Annotated in this window: 28 protein-coding genes; 10 read left to right on the top strand and 18 right to left on the bottom strand. The window is 67.9% G+C overall.

Features of this window, described 5'->3' with window-relative positions; genetic code table 11:
* Window positions 1–101: 101 nt before the first annotated feature.
* The 7 genes from rplI to GEM_RS07695 form a co-directional block, all read right to left on the bottom strand.
* On the bottom strand, window positions 102–554 hold the full coding sequence (rplI, locus tag GEM_RS07725) for a 50S ribosomal protein L9 (RefSeq protein ID WP_014896853.1): 453 nt from the start codon (window positions 552–554) through the stop codon (window positions 102–104).
* Window positions 555–581: 27 nt separating this feature from the next.
* Window positions 582–857: a 30S ribosomal protein S18 gene (gene rpsR / locus GEM_RS07720; RefSeq protein ID WP_006486248.1), complete on the bottom strand. Its 276-nt coding sequence runs from the start codon at window positions 855–857 to the stop codon at window positions 582–584.
* Window positions 858–861: 4 nt separating this feature from the next.
* Window positions 862–1,161, bottom strand: coding sequence for a primosomal replication protein N (gene priB / locus GEM_RS07715; protein WP_014896852.1), 300 nt, complete (start codon window positions 1,159–1,161; stop codon window positions 862–864).
* Between the two features lie 40 nt (window positions 1,162–1,201).
* Window positions 1,202–1,576 carry a 30S ribosomal protein S6 gene (gene rpsF / locus GEM_RS07710; RefSeq protein WP_006755436.1) on the bottom strand — a complete coding sequence of 125 codons (375 nt, stop codon included), beginning with the start codon at window positions 1,574–1,576 and terminating at the stop codon, window positions 1,202–1,204.
* Between the two features lie 249 nt (window positions 1,577–1,825).
* The gene (locus GEM_RS07705; RefSeq protein ID WP_014896851.1) at window positions 1,826–2,719 is read right to left on the bottom strand and encodes an anti-sigma factor family protein; all 894 of its coding nucleotides are present in this window, start codon (window positions 2,717–2,719) and stop codon (window positions 1,826–1,828) included.
* Window positions 2,709–3,350 carry an RNA polymerase sigma factor gene (locus tag GEM_RS07700; RefSeq protein WP_014896850.1) on the bottom strand — a complete coding sequence of 214 codons (642 nt, stop codon included), beginning with the start codon at window positions 3,348–3,350 and terminating at the stop codon, window positions 2,709–2,711. Before GEM_RS07700 ends, GEM_RS07705 begins: the two co-directional genes overlap by 11 nt.
* A 161-nt stretch (window positions 3,351–3,511) precedes the next feature.
* On the bottom strand, window positions 3,512–4,423 hold the full coding sequence (locus GEM_RS07695; protein ID WP_014896849.1) for a LysR family transcriptional regulator: 912 nt from the start codon (window positions 4,421–4,423) through the stop codon (window positions 3,512–3,514).
* A gap of 171 nt (window positions 4,424–4,594) precedes the next feature.
* On the opposite strand from GEM_RS07695, the gene gcl reads away from it, so the two are divergent.
* From gcl to lysM, 5 genes are all read left to right on the top strand, one after another.
* Window positions 4,595–6,370 carry a glyoxylate carboligase gene (gcl, locus tag GEM_RS07690; protein WP_014896848.1) on the top strand — a complete coding sequence of 592 codons (1,776 nt, stop codon included), beginning with the start codon at window positions 4,595–4,597 and terminating at the stop codon, window positions 6,368–6,370.
* Between the two features lie 43 nt (window positions 6,371–6,413).
* A complete protein-coding gene (gene hyi / locus GEM_RS07685; protein WP_011657073.1) occupies window positions 6,414–7,223 on the top strand; it encodes a hydroxypyruvate isomerase in 810 nt (269 codons plus the stop codon).
* A gap of 42 nt (window positions 7,224–7,265) precedes the next feature.
* Window positions 7,266–8,159: a 2-hydroxy-3-oxopropionate reductase gene (locus tag GEM_RS07680; protein ID WP_014896847.1), complete on the top strand. Its 894-nt coding sequence runs from the start codon at window positions 7,266–7,268 to the stop codon at window positions 8,157–8,159.
* 292 nt (window positions 8,160–8,451) lie between these two features.
* The gene (locus GEM_RS32160) at window positions 8,452–8,577 is read left to right on the top strand and encodes a hypothetical protein (RefSeq protein ID WP_272148369.1); all 126 of its coding nucleotides are present in this window, start codon (window positions 8,452–8,454) and stop codon (window positions 8,575–8,577) included.
* An 11-nt stretch (window positions 8,578–8,588) separates the two neighbouring features.
* The gene (gene lysM, locus GEM_RS07675) at window positions 8,589–9,059 is read left to right on the top strand and encodes a peptidoglycan-binding protein LysM (RefSeq protein WP_014896846.1); all 471 of its coding nucleotides are present in this window, start codon (window positions 8,589–8,591) and stop codon (window positions 9,057–9,059) included.
* A gap of 89 nt (window positions 9,060–9,148) precedes the next feature.
* Here lysM and GEM_RS07670 read toward each other — a convergent pair whose 3' ends face one another.
* Window positions 9,149–10,171, bottom strand: coding sequence for an asparaginase (locus tag GEM_RS07670; RefSeq protein WP_014896845.1), 1,023 nt, complete (start codon window positions 10,169–10,171; stop codon window positions 9,149–9,151).
* 272 nt (window positions 10,172–10,443) lie between these two features.
* On the opposite strand from GEM_RS07670, the gene GEM_RS07665 reads away from it, so the two are divergent.
* The 3 genes from GEM_RS07665 to GEM_RS07655 all read left to right on the top strand — a co-directional run bounded on the left by GEM_RS07665 (window position 10,444) and on the right by GEM_RS07655 (window position 12,333).
* Entirely contained in the window at window positions 10,444–10,734 is a 291-nt protein-coding gene (locus GEM_RS07665; RefSeq protein WP_014896844.1) for a PsiF family protein, read from the top strand.
* Window positions 10,735–11,066: 332 nt separating this feature from the next.
* Window positions 11,067–11,516 (top strand): membrane protein, encoded by a 450-nt coding sequence (locus GEM_RS07660; protein WP_014896843.1) that lies wholly within the window; start codon window positions 11,067–11,069, stop codon window positions 11,514–11,516.
* A gap of 229 nt (window positions 11,517–11,745) precedes the next feature.
* Window positions 11,746–12,333: a YSC84-related protein gene (locus GEM_RS07655; RefSeq protein WP_014896842.1), complete on the top strand. Its 588-nt coding sequence runs from the start codon at window positions 11,746–11,748 to the stop codon at window positions 12,331–12,333.
* Window positions 12,334–12,432: 99 nt separating this feature from the next.
* On the opposite strand, the gene GEM_RS07650 is transcribed toward GEM_RS07655, so the two are convergent.
* The 9 genes from GEM_RS07650 to mltG form a co-directional block, all read right to left on the bottom strand.
* Window positions 12,433–13,497 (bottom strand): glycosyltransferase family 4 protein, encoded by a 1,065-nt coding sequence (locus tag GEM_RS07650; RefSeq protein WP_014896841.1) that lies wholly within the window; start codon window positions 13,495–13,497, stop codon window positions 12,433–12,435.
* A gap of 244 nt (window positions 13,498–13,741) precedes the next feature.
* Window positions 13,742–14,920 carry an AAA family ATPase gene (locus tag GEM_RS07645; protein ID WP_014896840.1) on the bottom strand — a complete coding sequence of 393 codons (1,179 nt, stop codon included), beginning with the start codon at window positions 14,918–14,920 and terminating at the stop codon, window positions 13,742–13,744.
* A gap of 33 nt (window positions 14,921–14,953) precedes the next feature.
* The gene (locus GEM_RS07640; protein ID WP_014896839.1) at window positions 14,954–16,126 is read right to left on the bottom strand and encodes a mechanosensitive ion channel family protein; all 1,173 of its coding nucleotides are present in this window, start codon (window positions 16,124–16,126) and stop codon (window positions 14,954–14,956) included.
* Window positions 16,127–16,222: 96 nt separating this feature from the next.
* A complete protein-coding gene (locus GEM_RS07635) occupies window positions 16,223–16,579 on the bottom strand; it encodes a Rap1a/Tai family immunity protein (protein WP_014896838.1) in 357 nt (118 codons plus the stop codon).
* 88 nt (window positions 16,580–16,667) lie between these two features.
* A complete protein-coding gene (locus tag GEM_RS07630; protein ID WP_014896837.1) occupies window positions 16,668–17,375 on the bottom strand; it encodes an ankyrin repeat domain-containing protein in 708 nt (235 codons plus the stop codon).
* A 44-nt stretch (window positions 17,376–17,419) separates the two neighbouring features.
* On the bottom strand, window positions 17,420–18,199 hold the full coding sequence (locus GEM_RS07625) for a TatD family hydrolase (protein WP_014896836.1): 780 nt from the start codon (window positions 18,197–18,199) through the stop codon (window positions 17,420–17,422).
* Between the two features lie 79 nt (window positions 18,200–18,278).
* Window positions 18,279–19,307, bottom strand: a complete 1,029-nt coding sequence (locus GEM_RS07620) for a DNA polymerase III subunit delta' (RefSeq protein WP_014896835.1) — start codon at window positions 19,305–19,307, stop codon at window positions 18,279–18,281.
* Window positions 19,308–19,326: 19 nt separating this feature from the next.
* Complete coding sequence (gene tmk, locus GEM_RS07615; protein ID WP_014896834.1) at window positions 19,327–19,947, bottom strand: dTMP kinase; 621 nt, start codon at window positions 19,945–19,947, stop codon at window positions 19,327–19,329.
* Window positions 19,947–20,966, bottom strand: coding sequence for an endolytic transglycosylase MltG (gene mltG / locus GEM_RS07610; protein WP_014896833.1), 1,020 nt, complete (start codon window positions 20,964–20,966; stop codon window positions 19,947–19,949). The genes tmk and mltG overlap by 1 nt, the downstream gene beginning before the upstream one ends.
* 77 nt (window positions 20,967–21,043) lie before the next feature.
* Here mltG and GEM_RS07605 point away from each other — a divergent pair, with 77 nt between their 5' ends.
* The gene (locus tag GEM_RS07605) at window positions 21,044–22,078 is read left to right on the top strand and encodes a YgfZ/GcvT domain-containing protein (protein WP_014896832.1); all 1,035 of its coding nucleotides are present in this window, start codon (window positions 21,044–21,046) and stop codon (window positions 22,076–22,078) included.
* Window positions 22,079–22,154: 76 nt separating this feature from the next.
* Window positions 22,155–23,000, top strand: coding sequence for an NRDE family protein (locus GEM_RS07600; RefSeq protein WP_014896831.1), 846 nt, complete (start codon window positions 22,155–22,157; stop codon window positions 22,998–23,000).
* A 16-nt stretch (window positions 23,001–23,016) separates the two neighbouring features.
* Here GEM_RS07600 and GEM_RS07595 read toward each other — a convergent pair whose 3' ends face one another.
* Complete coding sequence (locus GEM_RS07595) at window positions 23,017–23,457, bottom strand: GNAT family N-acetyltransferase (RefSeq protein WP_014896830.1); 441 nt, start codon at window positions 23,455–23,457, stop codon at window positions 23,017–23,019.
* Window positions 23,458–23,490 lie beyond the last annotated feature (33 nt).

Raw genomic sequence — 23,490 nt, 5'->3', positions numbered from 1 at the left:
ACCGCTCGCCGGCGATCGGGCAATAAAAAAGGCAGGCCCCGGTTGCCCGGGCGCCTGCCCTTGTCCGGACAGCGGAAGCCGCCCGGCAAGCTTGCGTACGCTTACGCGTGGTCGCCAATCACGTTGATCGTGACGTCGACGACGACGTCCGTGTGCAGCGCGACTTGAACGACGTGCTCGCCGATCATCTTCAGCGGGCCTTCCGGCATGCGAACTTGCAGCTTCTCGACTTCGAAACCTGCCTTCTTCAGCAGTTCCGCGACGTCGCCGTTCGTGACCGAGCCGAACAGACGGCCGTCAACGCCCGACTTCTGCGTGATTTCGAACGACTGGCCGTTCAGCTTCTCGCCAACTACCTGCGATGCTGCCAGCTTTTCAGCTGCGATCTTTTCGAGTTCAGCGCGGCGAACTTCGAATTCGGCGATCGCTTCCTTCGTTGCACGGCGAGCCTTGCGGTTCGGGATCAGGAAGTTGCGAGCGTAACCGTCCTTGACCTTGACGATATCGCCGAGGTTGCCCAGATTGGCGACTTTTTCCAACAGAATGATTTGCATTCGAATTCTCCTTATGGCGTCGCCGAGTTACGCCTTGTGCTGATCGGTGTACGGCAGCAGCGCGAGGAAACGCGCACGCTTGATTGCCGTGTCGAGCTGACGCTGATAGTGCGCCTTCGTACCCGTCAGACGAGCCGGCGTGATCTTGCCGTTTTCGCCGATGAAGTCCTTCAGCGTTTCCGTGTCCTTGTAGTCGATCTGCTCGACGCCGGCAGCCGTGAAACGGCAGAACTTCTTGCGCTTGAAGAGCGGGTTTTGTTGCTGACGACGCTTGTCGAATTTCTTACCAGTCGGGCGGGGCATGATTTCAGTCCTTTCCAATGTCCTGCAATGCTGTGATGTGAAACACCAAGGTTCTCGCGTTGCGGCTTTTCTTTGCCAGGAAGCCCGTGAACAGCGTTTCGACGCCCATTTCACGGCTTTCCAGCCTGCCGCTCGCCTCACCGGCCGCCACCGCCTCGATCGTCATTTCGACCTGACGGGGAATGCCTGCTTCGACGACTTCCGTGCGGTGATGCAACGTGGCGCTTGCGATCGGAACACCCGCCGGCGTATATCGCACCGGGGCGCGTTCGACGACGCTCGCCTTCAATTGCAACCTGTTCACGGGAGTGACGCGCTCCTTGATGGCTTAATGAATGACGAACTTAAGCCTGCGCTTCGGTCGGCTGAGCTGCGGCCGCCTTCTTGGCTTCTTCGCGCTGAACTTCCTTCATCATCGGCGACGGGCCGGTCTCGGCCTTCTTCATCTTGACGATGAGGTGACGCAGCACGGCGTCGTTGAACTTGAACGCGTGTTCGAGTTCGTCGAGCGTCGTCTGGTCGCACTCGATGTTCATGCAGACGTAGTGAGCCTTCGCGAGTTTCTCGATCATGTAGGCCAGTTGGCGACGGCCCCAGTCTTCGACACGGTGGATCTGACCGCCGTGCGTCGTGATCGTGGTCTTGTAACGCTCGATCATCGCGGGCACTTGCTCGCTCTGATCGGGGTGCACGATGAATACGATTTCGTAATGACGCATTACACACTCCTTGTGGATTGAAGCCACCCGGGCGTCTGAACCGGTGTGGCAAGTGAGAAGCCGAAGATTCTAACCCGGATACGGGCCGCACGCAACACCGATCGACGATTTCCGACCGGATTCGGCCATGTTTTCAAAGACTTGAATGGTGCCGCGGTGCCGCGTGCGCGAACGACGCCCCTGCGGCCGCTCCGGAATCGGGGGCGGACTATCACGCGCATCGCCGCGGCACGGCGGCAGGGCCTGCCGTCACTCGCGGCGCGCCCCGCCCAGCCGCGCATCGAGCGCCGTCCTGAACGCGGCCAGCGCCGACGGCTCGGCGTCGGTCACGGCCCACCATGTCATCCCGGCCGCGTCCCAGCGGTCGAGCGCGTAGCCCTGCGACACGGTCGCATAGGGCCCGGCCTCCCGCCCTTCCCCGGCCGGCCGCACGTACACGTCGATCACGTGCTGCCGGTAGCGATAGACGAGCACCGCGACGCGGCGGCGCCCGACGTAGTCGAGCCGCCCGCCCGCGAGCGGGAAGCCGCTCGCCGACAGGTCCTCGACCGGCGGCGCATAGTCGAGCCGGCCGTTGAACCACGGCTTGACCGTATGACGGTCGGTCGAGATCACGTCGATGTCGCGCGCCGACAGCCCGGCCCGCACGTGGCTCGCGACCAGTTCGTCGACCGTCTGGCCGGTTTCGGCATGGCGGGCGGACAGCGTCATCCCGCCCGCCGCGGCAAGCGCGACCAGCAGCGCCACGCCCCAGCCGAGCCCGGGCAGCGCGGCGACGCGCGGCCCCGCTCCTGCAGGTGCCGGACGTGTCGCCACGCCGCTGCCGCCCGGCCAGGAGAACCAGCGGCGACCGCGCGGCCGAGGCCGCGGCGCGGCCTCAGGTTGCGGCTCCGCGCGGGCTTGCCCGCGCTCCCGCACGTCGCCTGCCGCCGGCAGCCCCGCGAGGACACTCGCCCGCAGCGCATCCGGCGCCCGGTAATAGTCGGCCTGGCGCACGACCCGCCCCAGCGCGACGATCCGCTCGCGCTCGCGACGGCACGAGTCGCACCCTTCGACATGCCGCTGGACGCGCAACGCATCGGGCGCCGACAGTTCGCGGTCGACGTCCGCGTCCAGCAACGCGCGTGCTTCGTTACAGTCCATCGATCGCCTCCGATGCGGTTCCGCCAGTCGATGCACGCCCGGCTGGGCGTTCCGGCGCCGGCGCCTGCGTGTCGCCCAGCAGCACGGCGAGCCGGCGCCGGCCGCGCGCGAGCCGCGACATCACGGTGCCGACCGGCACGTCCGCGATCGCCGCGATCTCGCGGTAGCTCAAATCCTCCATCTCGCGCAGCACGAGCACCTCGCGGTATTCGGGCGGCAGCTTCGCGAGCGCCGCATTCACGAGCCGCACGCTCTCGCCGCGCAGCAGCTGCGCGAGCGGATCCTCGGTCGCCGGCTGCCAGTCGTCGGGCACGTCCGTGTCGTCGAGCGTGTCGGGCAGCGCAACCTCGTGCGCGTGGGTACGCCGGCGCCACTCGGTGTACCAGGTGTGGCGCACGATCGTCAGCAGCCACGGCCGCGCGTTGTCGCCACGGCACGAATCGACGAAGCGCAGCGCACGCATGCACGCGTCCTGGACGACGTCGTCCGCGTCACCCGCGTTCCCGCTCAGCCAGCGCGCGAGGTTGTACGCGGCATCGAGGTGCGGCAACACGAGTGCGCGAAACCGCTCGCCGCGCGCCGCCGCGTCGTCCTCTGCCTGCTCGCCGACCGCCTGTCCGGCTTGCCCCACATGGCCTCCCTGGTCCCGGCGGCCGAAGCCGCGCCCGTTCCGCGCCCGGCGCCCGGGCAGACCGGCAGCGTGCGCGCTCGATGACATTACCGCCGCTGCGTCGAGTTTATTCCCGCGTGAAGCCGATGAAACGCAAAAAATGCCGGGACGTGCCGCGCCCGTTACGGCGTGCTGCTCCAGTAGCCGGGGCGCGCATACGCCGCGCGCAGGTAGTCGATGAAATAGCGCACGCGCGCGGGCACGTAGCGTTGCTGCGGATAGACCGCGAGGATGTCGTAGTCCGGCAGCGCATAGTCGTCGAGCACCGTCTCGAGTTCGCCGGTTTCGAGCTGCGCGGCGATTTCCCAGGTCGAGCGCCAGCCGAGCCCGAGGCTTTCGACCACCCAGCGGTGCAGCAGCTCGCCGTCGTTGCAGTCGAGATTGCCGGCCACCCGCATCGTCACGATCTTGCCGTGGCGCTGGAAATACCAGCCGCGGTTCTGCCCACCCTGCAGGTTGAACGCGAGGCAGTTGTGCTTCAGCAGGTCGTCGAGCGACTTCGGCCGCCCGTGTCGGCGGAAATACTCGGGCGTGCCGCACACGACGCGCCGGTTCGACGCAAGCTTCACCGCGACGAAGTTCGGGTCGACCGAGCCGCCGATACGGATCGACAGGTCGTAGCCTTCGCGCACGAGATCGACGACGCGATCGGTCAGGTTGAAGGACAGCTGCATTTCGGGCTTGTCGGCCAGGAAATCGGGCGCGTGCGGCGCGACATGCTTGCGGCCGAACGCGGCCGGCGCGGACACGATCAGGTGCCCGCTGACCGCGCGCCGCCCGGCTGCCAGCTCGTTCTCGGCCTGGTCCCATTCGGACAGCAGCCCGCGGCAGCGCTCAAGGAACGCGGCGCCCTCCTCGCTGACCACCAGCCGCCGCGTCGAGCGGTACATCAGCTTCACGCCGAGGCGCTGCTCGAGCGCGTCGATGCGCCGCCCGAGCACCACGGGCGACACGCCCTCCTCGAGCGCGGCCGCCGCGAGGCTGCCCGCGTCCGCGACCCGCACGAACGTCTCGATCTGCTTGAAGCGATCCATCTTTCGTCTCCGTCCCGGTTCCGACACCGGCGGGAAGCCCCGTCCGGCCGTCATTCCATACTTTTAGTTTCGAAATAAGCGACTTCGGCTGATCTTATCAAACCTTTCCTGCGTCCCTAAAGTGTTCCCAACAGACCGATTCGCAAGATCCGTACATTCAAGGAGACATTCATGGCCAAGATGAGAGCCGTCGACGCAGCCGTACTCGTGCTCGAGAAGGAAGGCATCCAGACCGCGTTCGGCGTGCCGGGCGCAGCAATCAACCCGTTCTATTCCGCGATGCGCAAGTCGGGCGGCATCAGCCACGTGCTGGCCCGCCACGTCGAAGGCGCGTCGCACATGGCCGAAGGCTTCACGCGTGCCGCGCCGGGCAACATCGGCGTGTGCATCGGCACGTCGGGCCCCGCCGGCACCGACATGATCACCGGCCTCTACTCCGCATCGGCCGACTCGATTCCGATCCTCGCGATCACGGGCCAGGCACCGCGTGCGCGCCTGTACAAGGAAGACTTCCAGGCCGTCGACATCGAGTCGATCGCGAAGCCCGTCACCAAGTGGGCCGTCACCGTGCGCGAACCCGCGCTGGTGCCGCGCGTGTTCCAGCAGGCGTTCCACCTGATGCGCTCGGGCCGTCCGGGCCCGGTGCTCGTCGACCTGCCGATCGACGTGCAGCTTGCCGAGATCGAATTCGACATCGACACGTATGAACCGCTGCCGGTCTACAAGCCCGCGGCCACCCGCGCGCAGATCGAGAAGGCGCTCGCGATGCTCAACGATGCGGACAAGCCCCTGATCGTGTCGGGCGGCGGCGTGCTCAACGCAGCGGCCGAAGACCTGCTCGTCCAGTTCGCCGAAACGATCGGCGTGCCGGTGATCCCGACGCTGATGTCGTGGGGCGCGATTCCGGACGACCACCCGCTGATGGCCGGCATGGTCGGCCTGCAGACGTCGCACCGCTACGGCAACGCGACGATGCTCGCCTCCGACTTCGTGCTCGGGATCGGCAACCGCTGGGCGAACCGCCACACCGGTAGCGTCGAGGTCTATACGAAGGGTCGCAAGTTCGTGCACGTCGACATCGAGCCGACCCAGATCGGCCGCGTGTTCGGCCCGGATCTCGGCATCGTGTCCGACGCGAAAGCCGCACTCGAGCTGTTCGTCGCAGTCGCGCAGGAATGGAAGGCCGCCGGCAAGCTGAAGGACCGCAGCGCGTGGGTCTCCGAGTGCCAGGCGCGCAAGCGCACGCTGCAGCGCAAGACCCACTTCGACAACGTGCCGGTCAAGCCGCAGCGCGTGTACGAAGAGATGAACAAGGTGTTCGGCCGCGATACGTGCTACGTCAGCACGATCGGCCTGTCGCAGATCGCCGCCGCGCAGTTCCTGCACGTGTTCAAGGCCCGCAACTGGATCAACTGCGGCCAGGCCGGCCCGCTCGGCTGGACGATCCCCGCCGCGCTCGGCGTGCGTGCGGCCGACCCGCGCCGCCCGATCGTCGCGCTGTCCGGCGACTACGACTTCCAGTTCATGATCGAGGAACTGGCCGCCGGCGCGCAATTCAAGCTGCCGTACGTGCACGTCGTCGTGAACAACTCGTACCTCGGGCTGATCCGCCAGGCACAGCGTGCGTTCGACATGGACTACTGCGTGCAGCTCGCGTTCGACAACGTCAACGCACCGGAACTGAACGGCTATGGCGTCGATCACGTGGCGGTCGCGGAAGGCCTCGGCTGCAAGGCGCTGCGCGTGTTCAAGCCGGAAGAGATCGAGCCGGCACTGCGCCAGGCGCAATCGCTCGCGGAAGAGTTCAGCGTGCCGGTGGTCGTCGAAGTGATCCTCGAGCGCGTGACGAACATCTCGATGGGCACCGAAATCGACGCGATCAACGAATTCGAAGAACTCGCCGAGAAGGCCGAGCACGCACCGACCGCGATCTCGATGCTCGACTGATCCGCACGACATTTTTGACTGACCGACCGAAGAGGCTTAGCTCATGCCGAAGTTTGCTGCAAACCTGACCATGCTGTTCAACGAAGTGCCGTTCCTCGACCGCTTCAAGGCGGCCGCGGACGCGGGCTTCGACGCCGTCGAGTTCCTGTTCCCGTACCCGTACGCGAAAGAGGAACTCGCCGAGCGGCTCGAGACGCACCGCCTGCGCCTCGTGCTGCACAACCTGCCGGCCGGCAACTGGGATCAGGGCGAGCGCGGTATCGCGTGCCTGCCCGATCGCGTCGGCGAGTTCCAGGAAGGCGTCGGCCGTGCGATCGAGTACGCGAAGGCGCTGAAGGTGCCGCAACTGAACTGCCTGGTCGGCATCCCGTCGGCGAGCACCGCGCGCGACAAGACCTTCGTCACGATCGTCGACAACCTGCGCTTCGCCGCCGACGCGCTGAAGCGCGAAGGCATCCGCCTGCTGGTCGAGCCGTGCAACAGCTTCGACATCCCGGGCTTCGCGCTGAACCGCTCGTCCGAAGGGCTCGACGTGATCCGCGCGGTCGGCTCGGACAACCTGTTCCTGCAGTACGACATCTATCACATGCAGCGCATGGAAGGCGAACTGGCCGCGACGATCGAACGCAACCTCGCGTCGATCGGCCACGTCCAGCTCGCGGACAACCCGGGCCGCAACGAGCCGGGTACGGGCGAGATCAACTACGCGTTCCTGTTCGCGCTGCTCGACCGGCTCGGCTATGCCGGCTACGTCGGCTGCGAATACAAGCCGCGCACCACCACGACGGAAGGGCTCGGCTGGCTGCAAAGCGTCGCCGGCTGCGCACCGGGCTCGGCGCGTCGCGCCGCCTGAGATCCGCCCTTCCCGCATACGCCCCTACAAGGAGACTTTCACATGGCAACCATCGGTTTCATCGGCCTCGGCATCATGGGCGCGCACATGGCGCGCAACCTGCTCAAGGGCGATCACCAGCTCGTCGTGAACGGTGCGTTCCCGATCCCGGACGACCTGCGCGCCAGCGCGAAGGTCGTCGCGAACTCGACCGAAGTCGCGCAGAACGCGGACATCATCATCTCGATGGTGCCGGACACGCCCGACGTGCGTAACGTGCTGTTCGCCGACGACGGCGTCGCGAAGGGCCTGACGGCCGGCAAGCTCGTGATCGACATGAGCTCGATCTCGCCGCTCGACACGCAGGAATTCGCGAAGCAGATCAACGCGCTCGGCTGCGACTACCTCGACGCGCCGGTGTCCGGCGGCGAAGTCGGCGCGCGCGAAGCGACGCTGACGATCATGGTCGGCGGCCCGGAGCAGGCGTTCGAGCGCGCGAAGCCGCTGTTCGAGAAGATGGGCAAGAACATCACGCTCGTCGGCGACAACGGCGCGGGCCAGACCTGCAAGGTCGCGAACCAGATCATCGTCGCGCTGAACATCGAAGCGGTCGGCGAAGCACTGCTGTTCGCCGCGCGCTCGGGTGCCGATCCGGAGCGTGTGCGCCAGGCGCTGATGGGCGGCTTCGCCGCATCGCGCATCCTCGAAGTGCACGGCGCGCGCATGACCAAGCGCACGTTCGATCCGGGCTTCCGCATCGAGCTGCACCAGAAGGACCTGAACCTCGCGCTCGACGGCGCACGCAAGCTCGGCCTCGCGCTGCCGCACACGGCGAGCGCGCAGCAACTGTTCAGCGTGTGCGCCTCGCACGGTGGCAAGGCATGGGATCACTCGGCGCTGGTGCGTGCGCTCGAGATTATGTCGAACTTCGAAATCGGCCAGACGCCGGCCGCATAACGCGGATGTCACGACGCGCGTTTCGCTGCAACGGCGAACGCGCGAAGCATACCTGCGCGACACCGTCGCGCATCACGGTGGGGCGCCCCGCCGCGCATCGCTGAAACGCGTGCGCGACGGGGCGAAAAACGCCGCTCTGGGCTGAGAGCGGCGTGGTGGGGTCCGCAGCGGCACCCGGCGGCGCCGGGGAAGCCTTGGTCGGTCAGACGTCGTCGTTGGGTGTCCGCCTGTCGGATTTCGCGTATTACATTTCTTTACGTTCACACGTACGATTTTTCATGCAATCGTCGCGATGAACGCCTACACTTTCGCCACGCCTTTCGAGAAAACCGCCGCGCTTGCGCCCGCCTTCGGCGGCCGCGTTCAGCGCGGTGTTTTTTTCGCCACTTCACGGCGCGTCTTCTTTTCAACCACCTAGGGAGTGCAGCGATGGGTCTTCTTTCGTTTATCAAAGAGGCGGGTGAAAAACTGCTGGGTCACGCTGACGCGCAAGCAGCGGAAGATCCGAATGCCGCGAACCAGACCGCGGCCGACGCAATCAAGAACTACATCAGCACGCAAGGTCTCGACACGTCGAACCTGACCGTCGCGTTCGACGGCGCATCGCGCACCGTCACGCTGTCGGGCAGCGTCGCCGATCTCGACACGAAGGCGAAGGTCAAGGTCGCGGCCGGCAACGTGCAAGGCGTCGCGGGCGTGAACGACGACGATCTGCAGCCGGACGATCCGGAAGTGCAGTACCACGATGTCAAGTCGGGCGACACGCTGTCGGCGATCGCCCAGGAAGTGTATGGCGACGCGAACAAGTACCCGGCGATCTTCGAGGCGAACAAGCCGATGCTGTCGAGCCCGGACCGGATCTACCCGGGCCAGAAGCTCGTGATTCCGCCGCAGTCCTGAGCATTCGCGCAGCACTGACGCAAAAAAGGCAGGCCATTGGCCTGCCTTTTTTCATCTGCGCTGCGCGCCGCCCGCTCGGCGGGTGTCGGTCACAGCGTGTCGAATGCGCGTTGCAGCGCGTCGCGCCCCTGAATGCCGTTCGCGAGCGCGAGCATCAGCAGCACGCGCGCCTTGAACGGGCTCAGCGACCCGGCGCTCACGAAACCGAGCGCATCGTCGTTCGCGGCGCCGTTGTGCATCACGTGCCCTGAGCCGACGCGCGACGCGCGCACCACGGCGACACCCGCGCTCACCGCGTCGGCGAGCGCCGCCTGCAGCGTGGCATGGATCGACCCGTTGCCGGTGCCCGCGACGACGAGGCCGCGCACGCCGGCCGCGACGAGCGCGTCGACGGCCGTGCGCGTCACGCCCGCATAGCTCGCGACGACTTCCACCGGCGGCCACGCGGCGGCGATCGACAGTTGCGCATCGCGCGAGCGCGTCGCGCGGCGCGCGAATTCGACGCGGCCGTCCTGCACCCAGCCGAGTGCGCCCAGCTCCGGCGTCTGGAATGCGTCGACCGCGTAGGTGCTCGACTTCACGACGTCGCGCGCGCCATGGATCCGGTTGTTGAACGCGACGAGCACGCCCTGCCCGCGCGCGGCCGGATGGCCCGCGACCGTCACCGCGTTCAGCAGGTTCAGCGGGCCGTCGGACGACAGCGCGGTGGCCGGCCGCATCGCGGCGGTCAGCACCACCGGCTTGTCGCCGGTCACGACCAGATGCAGCGCGTACGCGGTTTCCTCGAGCGTGTCGGTGCCGTGGGTGATCACGATGCCGTCGATCGCCGGATCGGCCATCAGCGCGTCGATGCGCGCGGCGAGCGTGTTCCACAGCGGCAGCGCGAGATCCTTGCTGTCGATGCTGGCGATCTGCTCGGCATCGATGCGCGCGACCGACGCGAGCGCCGGCACCGCGTCGAGCAGGAAATTGACGCCGAGCGCGCCGGCCTGATAGCCGGCCGTGCTGGCCGCGTCCGGCGCGGCGCCGGCGATCGTGCCGCCGGTGGCGAGTACGGCGATGCGCGGCAGCGCCGGCGCGGACGAAGGGGATGCGGGGTTCGGAGTATTCATGGCCGCGATTGTAATGGCTCGCGGCCGGCATCCGGTAGGTCCCGCTCGCACGGCCGGGGCCAGCCGCCCCGCGTCATGGTTTGTCCCGATCGCCGGCGCGCGCGCGTCGTCAACGGCCACGCCGTCCGCCGCGTTATAGGTATGCCGTTTTGGTGTTTTCACATTGATTTGCCATAATCGGACCGCGTGGCGCGATGCGACCCTGTTCACGTCGCGCCGGGCTTCGTGACGGCGTCGATATAAAACGCAATTCACCCCATGGGAGTGTCGAAATGAAAATCCAATCGCTCGTAGCCGCAGTGCTTCTCGGCGGCGTGCTGGCTTCCCCCGCTTTCGCGGCGAACAGCCAGCAGGACAAGATGAAGGCCTGCAACACCCAGGCCGCTGGCAAGACGGGCGACGAACGCAAGGCGTTCATGAAGGACTGCCTGTCGGCCAAGCCCGCGAAGAAGATGTCGCAGCAGGAAAAGATGAAGGCCTGCAACACCCAGGCCGCCGACAAGAAGGGCGACGACCGCAAGGCGTTCATGAAGAGCTGCCTGAGCAGCCAGCCGGCCGCCTGAGTTCCGGCGCTCCCGCGCAAATGCCGCGCACCGCTTCGGCGGGCGCGGCATTTTTGTTTTCGTTGCACGCGCATCGACGTGCATCGACACGCGACACCGCCGGATAGGTCGCCGCGCCATCCGGCTCCTGCCGAGCGCGCCCGCGCCGCCGCGCTGCGTCCCGCGCCTTCCCCGCCCTCTTTTCGGGCGCATCGTGCGAATGCCGTCACATGGTGCGGCAATTCGCCGCGATTTCTTCTATGATGGCTGCAACGCGGCCCATCCAAGTACAAGAAGCGCCATCGGGCCGCCCTCGAGACAGACGCGTACGCCGCGTCAAACGGAGGCATTGGATGGCATGGAGACAACACCGCTGGTTCCGCCGCTGGCTGATCGTGATCGTGTTCTGGGCCGTGCCCGTCGCGATCGTCGCCGTGCGCGAGATCCGCGAGGAAATGGCGTACAACAAGGCCGATCTGCAGCTTGCGCTGACCACCTGGCAGCTCACCGACGCGCAGCAGGCGGCCGGCGCCGCCGCGAAGTGCCACGGGGATCCTGACGCGGCGCGCGCGTCCGGCTGCCCGGCCGACGTGCTGGCCGCCAACGCGCCGCGCCAGCAGGCGGCCCGCGACGAATACGTGGTGCGCCGCAATACGCTCGCCGGCTACCTGTGGCACGCATTCGTCGGCTACTGGGTCGTGCCGGCCGCGTTCCTGTTCGCGTGCGGCGTCGTGATCGCGCTGATCCGCCGCGCGCTGCGGCGGCCGCCGATCAAGCCCCCCGTTCCGCCGGTCACGCACTGACGCGGCCCGCCGCGCCGGCTTCCCGCTTTTCCGCCCGCCGTCGACTGCGCGCACGCCGCGCCGGCGTGCGCGCGCCGATCCGTCCGTTGGCGCGCCGCGACACCCCAAACGATTTGACGCTTTTTCAAGCCGCGACGAAAAGAGGCTGTAATCCGCTGTGATATAACTGCCGACGTGATCTGCTCCTTGAGCGAGACTCACTCCGAACGTCATCCGATGGAGAAGAACGATGCAAAAACGGAATCTTGTGCTGAAAGCCGCCGCCGCGCTCATCGTCGGCAGCCTCGCGCTCACCGGTTGTACCACCACCCCGGACAAGCCGGACAACGCCGCGACCAACGCGTCGAAGCGCCAGTCGATCGACGCGAGCGTCGACGCCACGCTGTCGCGCATGTACTCCACGGTCAAGGGTTCGCGTGAACTCGTCGCGAAATCGCGCGGCGTGCTGGTCTTCCCCGAAGTGATCCAGGCCGGCTTCATCGTCGGCGGCCAGTCCGGCAACGGCGCACTGCGCGTCGGCGGCAGCACGGTCGGCTACTACAACACGTCGTCGCTATCGGTCGGCCTGCAGGCCGGCGCGCAATCGAAGGCAATCGTGTTCCTGTTCATGACGCAGGAAGCGCTCGACGAATTCCGCGGCTCGGACGGCTGGGCAGCCGGCGCCGGCGCATCGGTCGCGCTCGTGAAGATGGGCGCGAACGGCGCGGTCGACACGACCACCGCCACCGCACCGGTCCAGGTCATCGTGCTGACGAACGCGGGCCTGATGGGCGACGTGTCGATCAACGGCACGAAGGTCACGAAGCTCAAGATCTGACGCTGCGATACGCGCGCCCGTGCGTATCGCGCGCAGGTGACGTGCAAACGGCGATGTCCGCGAGGACATCGCCGTTTTTTTGTCCGCGCGCGTCGCGTATCAGGTCGTCGAATCGATCACCTTGAAGCGCGAGCGCTTCTGCGCGCGTATCAGCGACTGGTAGACGTCGACGTACTGCTGCGCCATCCGCCGCGACGTGAAGCGCTCCTCGAAGCGCTGCCGCACGCGTGCGCGCGGCAGCAGGTGCAGCCGGTTCACGGCGGCCACCGCGCTGATCTCGTCCTCGACGATGAAGCCCGACACGCCCTCGTCCAGCACTTCCGGCACCGCGCCGCGATTGAACGCGATCACCGGCGTGCCGCATGACATCGCCTCGATCATCACCAGCCCGAACGGTTCCGGCCAGTCGATCGGGAACAGCAGCGCATGCGCGCCCGACAGGAATTCGGCCTTCTGGTGATCGGCGATCTCACCGATGTATTCGACGTGCGGCAGCGCGAAGAGCGGCTTGATCTCCCGGTCGAAGTATTCCTGGTCGGCCGCGTCGATCTTCGCGGCGATCCGGATCGGCAGCCCGCACTGGCGCGCGATGCGAATCGCCGTATCGACGCGCTTTTCCGGAGAGATGCGGCCGAGGAACGCGAGATAGCGCGGCTCGACCGGCTGCGGCAGGTACATCGTCTCGGGCAGCCCGTGATACACGGTCGTCAGCCATTTCGCCTGCGGCAGCGGCTGGCGCTGCGAATTCGAGATCGAGATCACCGGCGCGGTGTTGAACGTGTCGAACACCGGCTGCTGCTCGGGCAGGTCGAGCCGGCCGTGCAGCGTCGTCACGAACGGCGTGTCCTGCCGGTTGAACACCGAAAACGAGTAGTAGTCCATGTGGAAATGGAGCACGTCGAAGTCCTTCGCACGGCGCGCGACGGTCTCCATCAGCAGCATGTGCGGCGCGACCCGGTCCCGGATCGACGAGTCGAGCCGCAGCGCGCGCGGCCATACGGGTTCCAGCTTCGCGCGGGTCGTCGAATCACCGCTCGCGAACAGAGTCACGTCATGGCCGAGATCGACGAGTGCCTCGGTGATGTAGGACACGACGCGCTCCGTGCCGCCGTACAGCTTCGGCGGCACGGATTCGGTCAGTGGGGCGATCTGGGCAATTCTCATGGTCCACGTCTCCTGTGTCCTCGGTCGGCCTGTGTCCTTGGTCGGCCGGCGTCGCGCCGGCGCAATATCTCATTATTATTCGCGATCCCGATGCCCGGAAGCGCCGTCCTTTCATTTTATGGGCGTTGTTACAGACCGGATACATTCCGCCGCGGGCGCGTTCGCACCGCATCGGTGCAACCGGACCGCCGCTACCTTCCGCCGCGCCCCCCACCCACGGGCCGCACGTGTGCCGTCCCGCCGCTCAGCGCGACGGCCACTTCCACGGCGGCAGGTCGCGCGTGTCCGCATCGACGAGCACGGTCGCGCCGAGCTGCTTGTCGAGCACCAGCGACGCGCAGCCGGCCTCGCGTTCGAGCGTCACGATGAGCCGCGCCGCATGCGACACGACCAGCACCTGCGAACGCTGGGCGGCCTGCGCGATCAGGCGGCCGAGCGCCGGCAGCAGATCGGGGTGCAGGCTCGTTTCCGGTTCGTTCAGCACCATCAGCGCGGGAGGCCGCGGCGTCAACAACGCGGCCGCCAGCAGCAGGTAGCGCAGCGTGCCGTCCGACAGCTCGGCCGCCGCGAGCGGCCGCAACAGCCCCGGCTGACGCATCACCACGTCGAAGCGGCCGCGGCCGCCCGGATTGTCGATCTCGATCGACGCGCCGGGAAACGCATCGTCGATCGCCGCATCGAGCGCCGCGGCGTCGCCGATCTCGCGGATCGTCTGCAGCGCGGCGGCCAGATCGGCGCCGTCGTCCGCCAGCACCGGCGTGTGGGTGCCGATGTGCGACTGCCGCGCGGGCGCCTGCGCGTCGGTCCGGAAATGATCGTAGAAGCGCCACGACCGGATCCGCTCGCGCACCGCGATCATTTCCGGCGCGCCGGTCGGATCGGCGAACTCGGTCATCATGCTGTCGAAGCTCGCGACCGGCTGCGGCACCGTCTGCCAGTCGCCCGACCCGGTGCGCGCGCGAATCTGCGCGCCCTGCCGGTCGACCAGCAGCGTCGACGGGCGCAGCATCACGCCGCCCCAGATGCATTCGCGCTTCACGACGGGATCCAGGCGAAACATCGACGCGTCGTTCTTCACCGGCAGCCCGAGATCGATCGAATAACCGAAATCGTCGCACGCGAAGCCGAGCTTCAGGCTCACCGGTCCGTTGCGCACCGTGCCCGTCACCGGCGTGTCGCCGGCCAGCATCGAACGCGAAAAGCGCTCGGGGCCGGCCCACAGCGTCGACGGCAACCCGCCTTCGCGCGCGAGCGACGGGATCACGCGGCCCTGCGCGGTGTCGGCAAGCAGTCGCAGCGCGCGGTACACGCTCGACTTGCCGCTGCCGTTCGGCCCGGTGACGACGTTGAGCGCCGCGAGCGGCACGATCAGCTCGCGCAGCGAGCGGTAATTGGCGATGGCGAGCGTCTTCAGCGCGGTCATGGACGGGAGCGGGAGGCGGGTACAGGCGCGCGTTCAGCGGCGCTCGGCGGCCTTCGGATCGGCCGCGGTGTTGGCCGCCGTGCTGGCAGCCGGCGGCCGCGCGTGCGGCCGTTCGAGGTTCGGCTCGTCCGGCGCGGATTCGTCCGGATACAGCTCCATCCGGCTGCGCGGCAGGCATTGCGGAAAGCGCGCCTGCAGGTACGCGATCAACCCTTCGCGCACGCGGCAGCGCAGGTCCCAGCACGCCGACGAATCGACCGAGCTGACGAGCGCGCGCAACTGCATCGTGCGCTCGGTCGCGTCGGTCACCTGCAGCACCTGCACGCGGCCGTCCCACTCGGGCGCCGCGTGGACGAGCCGCGCGAGCTCCTCGCGCAGCGGCGCGAGCGGCGTGCGGTAGTCGACCGACAGGTACACCGTGCCGATGATCTCCGAGCTGCTGCGCGTCCAGTTCGTAAACGGGTTTTCGATGATCCACTGCAGCGGGACGACGAGCCGCCGCTGGTCCCACAGCCGCACCGACACGAACGAACCGGTGATTTCCTCGATGCGGCCCCACTCGCCCTGGATCACGACGACGTCGTCGAGCCGGATCGGCTGCGTGAGCGCGATCTGCAACCCGGCGATCAGGTTGCCGAGCACCGGCCGCGCGGCGATACCGGCGACGAGGCCCGCGACGCCGGCCGACGCCAGCAGGCTCGCGCCGACCTGCCGCACGTTCGGGAACGTCATCAGCGCGGCACCCGTGCCGATGATCACGATCAGCACCATGACGGTCCGCACGAGCACCCTGGCCTGCGTGTGAATGCCCCGCGCGTGGAGGTTGTCGGCCGTATCGATCGGATAGGCCCGGATGATCGCGTCGCCGACGCCGGCCGCGAGCCGCACCAGCAGCCAGGTCAACGACACGATGGAGCCGACCGCGGCCGCGGTGCGCATGCCGCTCACGAACGACATGCTCTCGTCCGCCTGGATCCACAGGAATTCGAGCACGAGCAGCGCGAGCGTGACGAGCGACGGTTTGTCGATGTAGCGCAGGATCGCGCTCATCAGCGGATACGGCTGCGCGACGCGCTTGACGATGCGTGCGCCGAGACGGTGCACGATCACGACGACGAGTATGACGATGACCGACACGCACAGCGTGCCGAGCCACGTATGCAGCGGCGCATCGGCGATGCGCTGCACTTCCTCGATTGAAATCATCGGCGCCCGGGATGCTTCGGTTATGAGACGCAGCGGCCTCGTCCTGGATGCGTCGGCGACGTCCGAGCGACGCGCACGCCCGGACCCGGCGTCAAATCAGTTGCCGCCCCGGCACGGAAACGCCTTGCCGAGACCGAGCGACACCGCGGTGCTCGCGTTGTAGTCGGCCAGCTTCGGGTTCTCCGCGATGTACTTGCGTACCGCGTCGGTCATCTGTTGCGTCCGGATGTCCGGCGGCAGGCAGAAATACTGCCCGACGCGCGGCCCGGTGGTGCCGCCGATCGCGTCGATGGTGTTGTAGACGCCATCGGCGGCGCCTTCGATGTAGGCCGCGCACGACGCCCGCGACTTGACGTCCGTCTTCGCGCACAGCCGGTCGAGATCCGCGCCCGTGAAAGCCGCCGCGGACAACGGCACGGCAAACGCCGCGGCACAAAACATAGCCCGCAACATGGTGCTCCTTATGTCTATGCGGCCCGCGGGCCGCGCACTGCGCTGACCGGTGCGGCGGCCGGACGCCCGGCCACCGCACCGAAAACCGTCATTTTGCACTCTTTTGAGCATCTGCCGGCGCCGATGCGCCGACACGCACCGTCCGCTTGCTCAGGATGTCGATCGCGTCCGGTGCCTTGTAGTGCTTCGCGAACTCGAGCGCGGTGATGCCGAGCTGGTTCTTCACCTGCGGGTCGGCGCCCTGGTCGAGCAGCAGGTTGACCGTCGATGCATGGTTGCCGCGCGCGGCCATCATCAGCGGCGTCGTGCCGTTCGGCGACGCGGTGTCGATGTACGCGTCGTGGTCGAGGAGGACCTTGACGACCGAGTCCTGGCCGTTGGTCGCCGCGTAGTGCAGCGGTGCCCAGCCCTTCTTGCTGACTTCCGCGCCCTTGTCGATCAGCAGCTTGACGAGGCCGACATCGCCGTTCAGCGACGCGAGCATCAGCGCGTTCTCGCCGGCCTTGTCTTCCTTCTCGAGATCGACGTTCGGCGTCGCGGCGAGCGCCGCCGCGACCTTGTCGGACTTCTCGCGCGCGGCGATCACGAGCAGCGGATCGCCGTTCGGCGCGAGCGTGTTCGGGTCGAGGCCATTCTTCAGCTGTTTGCCGATATCGGCGATATCGTCGAACTTGACCGCCTTCACGATCGCGTCGAGCGACTCGGCATGCGCGCCGGCGGCGGCAAACAGCCCGCTCGCGACCAGCGCGGCGGCCACGAGTGCGCGTTTGGGCAGGTATTTGGTCGGCATCGTCATTGTTGTGGGCTCCTTCCCTGGGTTGTCGGCTGGGCCGCGCGTCATCAGCGGGCGATCTTGAACAGCCGGAAAAAGTTCTGTGTCGTCGCATCGGCGAGCGCCTCGACGGCGATCCCGCGTTCGGATGCGATAAAGCGTCCGACATGGCTGACGTACGCAGGTTCATTCGGCTTGCCGCGATACGGCACCGGCGCGAGGTACGGCGAGTCGGTCTCGATCAGCAGCCGGTCGAGCGGCACGCGCCGCGCGACGTCCTGCACGTCGGTCGCGTTCTTGAACGTGACGATGCCCGACAGCGAAATATGGAAGTTCTGCGCGAGCGCCTGCTCGGCGACGGGCCACGGCTCGGTGAAGCAGTGCATCACGCCGCCCGGCACGTCCGCACGCTCCTCGGCCATGATCCGCAGCGTGTCTTCCGACGACGAGCGCGTATGGATGATCAGCGGCTTCATCGTCGCGGTCGCCGCGCGAATATGCGTCCGAAAGCGTTCGCGCTGCCATTCCATGTCGGCGATCGAGCGGCCCTCGAGCCGGTAGTAGTCGAGGCCCGTCTCGCCGATCGCCACGACCTTCGGGTGCGCGGCCAGCTCGACCAGTTCCGCGAGCGTCGGCTCCCGTGCGTCCTCGTGATCCGGGTGCACGCCGACCGACGCGTAGACGTTGTCGTGCGCCTGCGCGATCGCGAGCACGTCGGGCAGCGTCTCGAAGTCGACCGACACGCACAGCGCGTGCGTGACGTCGTGCTCGCGCATGTTCTCCAGCACGGCAGGCAGGCGGTCGGCGAGACCCTTGAAATTGATGTGGCAATGCGAATCGACGAACATCGTGTTTCCTGAATACGTAAGGCGGGCGCTCACGCGCTCGCCGGCAATCGGTTCCCTACCCGACGACAACCGTCCGCGCTCACCCGAACATGTCCCGATAGCCGAGAAACAGCTCCTCGAATACGAGCCGCGCATTGAGCGGATGGTTCTCGACCGTCCGCTGGCGCGTCACGGCCTTCATGAAGCGCGCGAACGCATTCGCGTCGACCGCGTCCGCGCAGCGCGCGAGCGCGGCCGCGTGCATCGGGAAGTAGCGCGGCGCGCCCGCCATCCGCTGCGCAAGCAAATCGTACAGCCAGCGCTGCAGCCAGCCGAGCACCAGCGGCACCGGCAGCTTCTGCAGTGTCTCGCCGCACGCGAACGGATCGCACGCGGCGCCGGCCGCGAGCTGGCCGAGCGTGAAATCGCGCAGCGGGCGGTTCTCGTCGCTCGCGAGCGCCAGCGCCGCGAGCGGCGCGCCGCCGGCTTCCGCGAGCAAGGCGCGCGCATCGTCGACGCCCTGCGCCGCGAGCCACGCTTCGGCCGCCTCGGGTGCCGGCACGGTCATCGGCCACTGCCGGCAACGGCTGATGATGGTCGGCAGCAGCCGGTCGATGCGCGCCGACACCAGCAGGAACACGACGCCGGACGGCGGCTCCTCCAGGGTCTTCAGCAGCGCGTTGGACGCGGCGACGTTCAGCGCCTCGGCCGGATACAGCACGACGACGCGCGCGCCGCCGCGGTGCGAACCCACGCCGCAGAAATCCAGCAACGCGCGCACCTGCTCGATCTTGATTTCCTTGCTCGGCGTGCGCGTCTTCTTGCCGCCTTCGTCGGCGTCGGCCGGCTTCGCGTCGTCGGCGGCGCCCGGCGCTTCGCCCGCGAGCGCCTCGGGCAGCACGATCCGGTAATCCGGATGGTTGCCCTGTGCGAACCACGTACAGGCCGCGCAGGTGCCGCACGGCTCGCCGTTCGGCCGCGGCGCCTCGCACAGGAAGCCCTGCGCGAGATGCTGCGCGAACTGCAGCTTGCCGATCCCGGCCTGGCCATGCAGCAGCAGCGCGTGGGGCCACTGCGCACGCAGTTGCTGCAGGCGGTTCCAGTCGTCGGTCTGCCACGGATAGATCATGTGGTGCGTTCCTTGCGTGTTACAGCGCGGCGAGCACGCGTTCGAGCTGCTGGCGGATCTCGGGAATCGACTGCGTCGCGTCGATGATCGCGAAGCGGTGCGGCGCCTCTTCCGCGCGCCTCAGGTATTCGCCGCGGGTGCGCGAGAAAAACGCGTCCGACTCGCTTTCGAACTTGTCGGGCATGCGCACCGCGCCGCGGCGCTCGCTCGCCACCTGCGGCGCAACGTCGAACAGCACCGTCAGGTCGGGCTGAAAACCGCCCTGCACCCAGCGCTCGAGCGTCTCGAGCTTGTCGCGCGGCAGCCCGCGGCCGCCGCCCTGGTACGCGAACGTCGCGTCGGTGAAGCGATCGGACACGACCCAGTCGCCACGCACGAGCGCCGGCTCGATCACGAGCGCGAGGTGCTCGCGGCGCGCGGCGAACATCAGCAACGCCTCGGTCTCGAGATCCATCGGCTGGTTCAGCAGGATCTCGCGCAGCTTCTCGCCGAGCTGTGTGCCGCCCGGCTCGCGGGTGACGACGACCTGCCGGCCGGTCGCGGCCAGCTTGGCCTGGAGGCGTTCGCAGAACCATTGCAGGTGGGTGGTCTTGCCCGCCCCGTCGATGCCCTCGAACGTGATGAATTTACCGCTCGCCATTATTGACCTCGTATGTACTTGTCCACGGCCTTGTTGTGATCGCCGAGCGTGTCCGAGAACACGCTCGTGCCGTCGCCCTTCGCGACGAAATAGAGCGCGCTCGTCTGGGCCGGATTGATCGCCGCCTGCAGCGAGGCGACGCCCGGCAGGGCGATCGGCGTCGGCGGCAGCCCGCGGCGCGTATAGGTATTGTAGGGAGTGTCCGCCTGCAGGTCGCGCTTGCGCAGGCGGCCGTCGTACGCGTCGCCGAGGCCGTAGATCACCGACGGATCGGTTTGCAGCGGCATCCCGATGCGCAGCCGGTTCGCGAACACGGCCGCGACGAACGCGCGATCGGCCGCGTGGCCCGTTTCCTTTTCGACGATCGACGCGATCGTCAGCGCTTCGTAAGGCGACTTGTACGGCAGCCCCGGCGCGCGCGCGGCCCATGCCTCGTCGAGGCGCGTCTCCATCAGGTGATAGGCGCGCCGGTAGATGTTCAGATCGCTCGTGCCCTTGTCGAACAGGTAGGTGTCGGGGAAGAACAGCCCCTCGCCGCTGCCCCGCAGGATCGCGCTGTCCGGTGCGCCGATCGCGCGCAGCAGCTCGGCGTCGCTCATGCCGGCCGTCGCGTGCCCGAGATCGGGATTGCCGTCGAGTTCCGCGCGCATCCGCTTGAAGGTCCAGCCCTCGATCACCGTTGCGACGAACTCGTTCACGTCGCCGCGCGCGATCTTCTGCAGCACGTCGTACGGCGTGATGCCGGTCTTGAATTCGTAGTTGCCGGACTTGAGCCGGCTCGACAGCCCGAGCAGGCGCGTCATCGCGACGAAGCCGAGCGGCTCGACCGGCACGCCCGCGCGCTTGAGCTGCAGCGCGACGCTCTTCACGCTGCTGCGCGGCTTGATCGTGACGTCGAGCGACGCGGCGCCCAGCAGCAGCGGCCGGGTCGCCCAGTAATACCCGCCACCCGCGCCGGCAGCGGCCACAACGACGGCCAGCGCCACGACCGTCGCGGCGCATTTCTTCAGTAGGGACATGGAAACGAGACTCAGGTAAGACCCATATAATACTTGCTCGCCTTCGTCAAAGTCAGGGTTGACTGTTCCCTCATTCCATGAGCACACCGTTCGCATCACCGGCTGCCCAGGCCGCATCCGCCTCGCTCCCCGTGTTCCCCCGCCCGTCCGCCGCCGATTTCGATGCGCCGGGCGCCTGCATGCCGCTTGAACAATTCGGCGTGATCGACGTGGCCGGCGACGACGCCGCGACGTTCCTGCACAGCCAGCTCACCAACGACATCGAGCATCTCGATGCCGCCAGCGCGCGCCTGTCCGGCTATTGCTCGCCGAAGGGCCGCCTGCTTGCATCGTTCCTCGCGTGGCGCGCCGGTCACGGCGTGCGCCTGCTGGTCTCGAAGGACGTGCAGGCCGCCGTGCAGAAACGGCTGTCGATGTTCGTGCTGCGCTCGAAGGCCAAGCTCACGGACGCGAGCGACGCGCTCGCGGTCGTCGGCTTCGCGGGCGACGTGCGCGACGCGCTGTCGGGTATCTTCGACGCACTGCCGGACGGCGTGCACGTAAAGGTCGACGGCCCGGCCGGGACGCTGATCCGCGTGCCGGACGCGGCCGGCCGCAAGCGCTACCTGTGGATCGGCCCGCGCGCGGAAGTCGACGCGCGTCTCGCCGCGCTCGCCGGCGCGCTGCCGGTCGTGTCGCCGGCCGTTTGGGACTGGCTCGACGTTCGCGCGGGCGAGCCGCGCATCACGCAGCCGGCCGTCGAACAGTTCGTGCCGCAGATGGTCAACTTCGACGTGATCGGCGCCGTTAACTTCAGGAAGGGGTGCTACCCGGGCCAGGAAATCGTCGCGCGCAGCCAGTATCGCGGGACGATCAAGCGCCGCACCGCGCTCGCGCACGTCGCCGGCGAGACCGACACCGTGCATGCCGGCGTCGAGCTGTTCCACAGCGACGACCCGGGCCAGCCGTGCGGCATGATCGTCAACGCGGCAGCCGCGCCCGCGGGCGGCGTCGACGCGCTCGTCGAGATCAAGCTGGCCGCGCTCGACAGCGGCACGGTGCACCTCGGTTCGGCCGATGGTCCGGCGCTCGCGTTCGACGCGCTGCCGTACGCGTGGCCGACGGAAGCGTGACGCACTGACAACCCGTTCGCGCGCCGGTTCGCACATTGCAGCCGGCGCCCGATGTTTCCTGCGAGAGATTCGCCCGATGTGTCTGATTGCCTTCGACTGGCAGCCCGATGCCGCCGCCGGTCCCGTCTTTACCCTGACCGCCAACCGCGACGAATTCTTTCGCCGTACGAGTGCACCGCTTTCCTGGTGGGAGGACGTGCCGGGCGTGCTGGCCGGCCGCGATCTCGAAGCGGGCGGCACGTGGCTCGGCGTCTCGCGCGACGGCCGCTTCGCGGCGCTGACGAACTACCGCGCGCCGTTCGACATTCGCGCGGGCGCGCCGACCCGCGGCAAGCTCGTCTCCGACTTCCTCGGCGGCCGGTCCGTCGCGCCGCTCGATTACCTCGGCGCACTGGCCGAGCACGCGGCCGTGTACAACGGCTTCAACCTGCTCGTCGGCGACTGGAAGCGGCGCGAGCTCGCGTGGTTCTGCAATCGTGCGGCCGAGGGTGAGGCCGGCGTCGCCGCGCCGGTCGCGATCAGCGCCGGCGTGCATGCACTGTCGAATGGGCGGCTCGACACGCCCTGGCCGAAAGTCGTGCGCAAGCGTGCGGAACTCGGCACGCTGCTGACCGACAACCCGACGCCGTCGCTCGACGAGCTGATCGAGCTGATGCGCGATCCACATGTCGCGGACGACGCTGCGCTGCCGCACACCGGCATTCCGATCGAGCGCGAGCGTGCGCTGTCGGCCGCGTTCATCGAGACGCCCGAATACGGTACGCGCGGCACGACCGCGCTGCGCGTGTCGATGAAGGAAGGCGTGCGGCTGACGGTCGACATCAAGGAACGCTGCGACGACGACGGCTCGCACCGCACCGTCCGGCCGGGCACGTTCGAGCGCGCGTTCACGTTCGACGTCGACGCAACGCGGCCGCGCTGAGCCTGCGCGTGCCGCGCTACGGCGCGCGCGCCATCTCGACGTGCGGCACGCCCACTTCGACGAACGGTTCGCCGACCGCCGCGAAGCCGTGCCGCACATAGAACGACACCGCGGCATCCAGCGCGTAGAGCCGCACGATCGGCTCGCCGCGGTGCCGCGCGGCGTCCAGCAACGCGTGCAGCACGGCCGATCCAGCCCCCTGCCTGCGCACGTCGGCCAGCACCGCGACACGACCGATCGTGCCGGAGCGCAGCAGCCGCCCCGTCGCGATCGCACGGCGTGCGCCGGTCGCCGCATCGAACCGGTAGGCAACCGCATGCAGCGACAGCGGATCCTCGTCGTCGAGCTCCCATTCCGGCGGAATCCGCTGCTCGCGCACGAACACCGCGTCGCGAATCCGCGCAGCATCGCCGCCCAGCACCGTCCAGTCGCCCGTTTCCACCAAGCCGTCCGTCATCGCTTCCTCCGTGCGGCGTCGGGCGCCGCCGCC

The sequence above is a fragment of the Burkholderia cepacia GG4 genome (assembly GCF_000292915.1).
GTDB classification, from domain to species: Bacteria; Pseudomonadota; Gammaproteobacteria; order Burkholderiales; family Burkholderiaceae; genus Burkholderia; species Burkholderia cepacia_D.
The sequence above is the reverse complement of the archived record's forward strand: the minus strand, read 5'-3'. Positions and strand labels throughout refer to the sequence as shown.

Coding starts and splice junctions, on each gene's coding strand:
- rplI (WP_014896853.1), bottom strand. CDS start 554: ATGCAAATCATTCTGTTGGAAAAAGTCGCCAATCTGGGCAACCTCGGC.
- rpsR (WP_006486248.1), bottom strand. CDS start 857: ATGCCCCGCCCGACTGGTAAGAAATTCGACAAGCGTCGTCAGCAACAA.
- rpsF (WP_006755436.1), bottom strand. CDS start 1,576: ATGCGTCATTACGAAATCGTATTCATCGTGCACCCCGATCAGAGCGAG.
- GEM_RS07705 (WP_014896851.1), bottom strand. CDS start 2,719: ATGGACTGTAACGAAGCACGCGCGTTGCTGGACGCGGACGTCGACCGC.
- GEM_RS07695 (WP_014896849.1), bottom strand. CDS start 4,423: ATGGATCGCTTCAAGCAGATCGAGACGTTCGTGCGGGTCGCGGACGCG.
- gcl (WP_014896848.1), top strand. CDS start 4,595: ATGGCCAAGATGAGAGCCGTCGACGCAGCCGTACTCGTGCTCGAGAAG.
- hyi (WP_011657073.1), top strand. CDS start 6,414: ATGCCGAAGTTTGCTGCAAACCTGACCATGCTGTTCAACGAAGTGCCG.
- GEM_RS07680 (WP_014896847.1), top strand. CDS start 7,266: ATGGCAACCATCGGTTTCATCGGCCTCGGCATCATGGGCGCGCACATG.
- GEM_RS32160 (WP_272148369.1), top strand. CDS start 8,452: ATGAACGCCTACACTTTCGCCACGCCTTTCGAGAAAACCGCCGCGCTT.
- lysM (WP_014896846.1), top strand. CDS start 8,589: ATGGGTCTTCTTTCGTTTATCAAAGAGGCGGGTGAAAAACTGCTGGGT.
- GEM_RS07670 (WP_014896845.1), bottom strand. CDS start 10,171: ATGAATACTCCGAACCCCGCATCCCCTTCGTCCGCGCCGGCGCTGCCG.
- GEM_RS07665 (WP_014896844.1), top strand. CDS start 10,444: ATGAAAATCCAATCGCTCGTAGCCGCAGTGCTTCTCGGCGGCGTGCTG.
- GEM_RS07660 (WP_014896843.1), top strand. CDS start 11,067: ATGGCATGGAGACAACACCGCTGGTTCCGCCGCTGGCTGATCGTGATC.
- GEM_RS07655 (WP_014896842.1), top strand. CDS start 11,746: ATGCAAAAACGGAATCTTGTGCTGAAAGCCGCCGCCGCGCTCATCGTC.
- GEM_RS07650 (WP_014896841.1), bottom strand. CDS start 13,497: ATGAGAATTGCCCAGATCGCCCCACTGACCGAATCCGTGCCGCCGAAG.
- GEM_RS07645 (WP_014896840.1), bottom strand. CDS start 14,920: ATGACCGCGCTGAAGACGCTCGCCATCGCCAATTACCGCTCGCTGCGC.
- GEM_RS07640 (WP_014896839.1), bottom strand. CDS start 16,126: ATGATTTCAATCGAGGAAGTGCAGCGCATCGCCGATGCGCCGCTGCAT.
- GEM_RS07635 (WP_014896838.1), bottom strand. CDS start 16,579: ATGTTGCGGGCTATGTTTTGTGCCGCGGCGTTTGCCGTGCCGTTGTCC.
- GEM_RS07630 (WP_014896837.1), bottom strand. CDS start 17,375: ATGACGATGCCGACCAAATACCTGCCCAAACGCGCACTCGTGGCCGCC.
- GEM_RS07625 (WP_014896836.1), bottom strand. CDS start 18,199: ATGTTCGTCGATTCGCATTGCCACATCAATTTCAAGGGTCTCGCCGAC.
- GEM_RS07620 (WP_014896835.1), bottom strand. CDS start 19,307: ATGATCTATCCGTGGCAGACCGACGACTGGAACCGCCTGCAGCAACTG.
- tmk (WP_014896834.1), bottom strand. CDS start 19,947: ATGGCGAGCGGTAAATTCATCACGTTCGAGGGCATCGACGGGGCGGGC.
- mltG (WP_014896833.1), bottom strand. CDS start 20,966: ATGTCCCTACTGAAGAAATGCGCCGCGACGGTCGTGGCGCTGGCCGTC.
- GEM_RS07605 (WP_014896832.1), top strand. CDS start 21,044: ATGAGCACACCGTTCGCATCACCGGCTGCCCAGGCCGCATCCGCCTCG.
- GEM_RS07600 (WP_014896831.1), top strand. CDS start 22,155: ATGTGTCTGATTGCCTTCGACTGGCAGCCCGATGCCGCCGCCGGTCCC.
- GEM_RS07595 (WP_014896830.1), bottom strand. CDS start 23,457: ATGACGGACGGCTTGGTGGAAACGGGCGACTGGACGGTGCTGGGCGGC.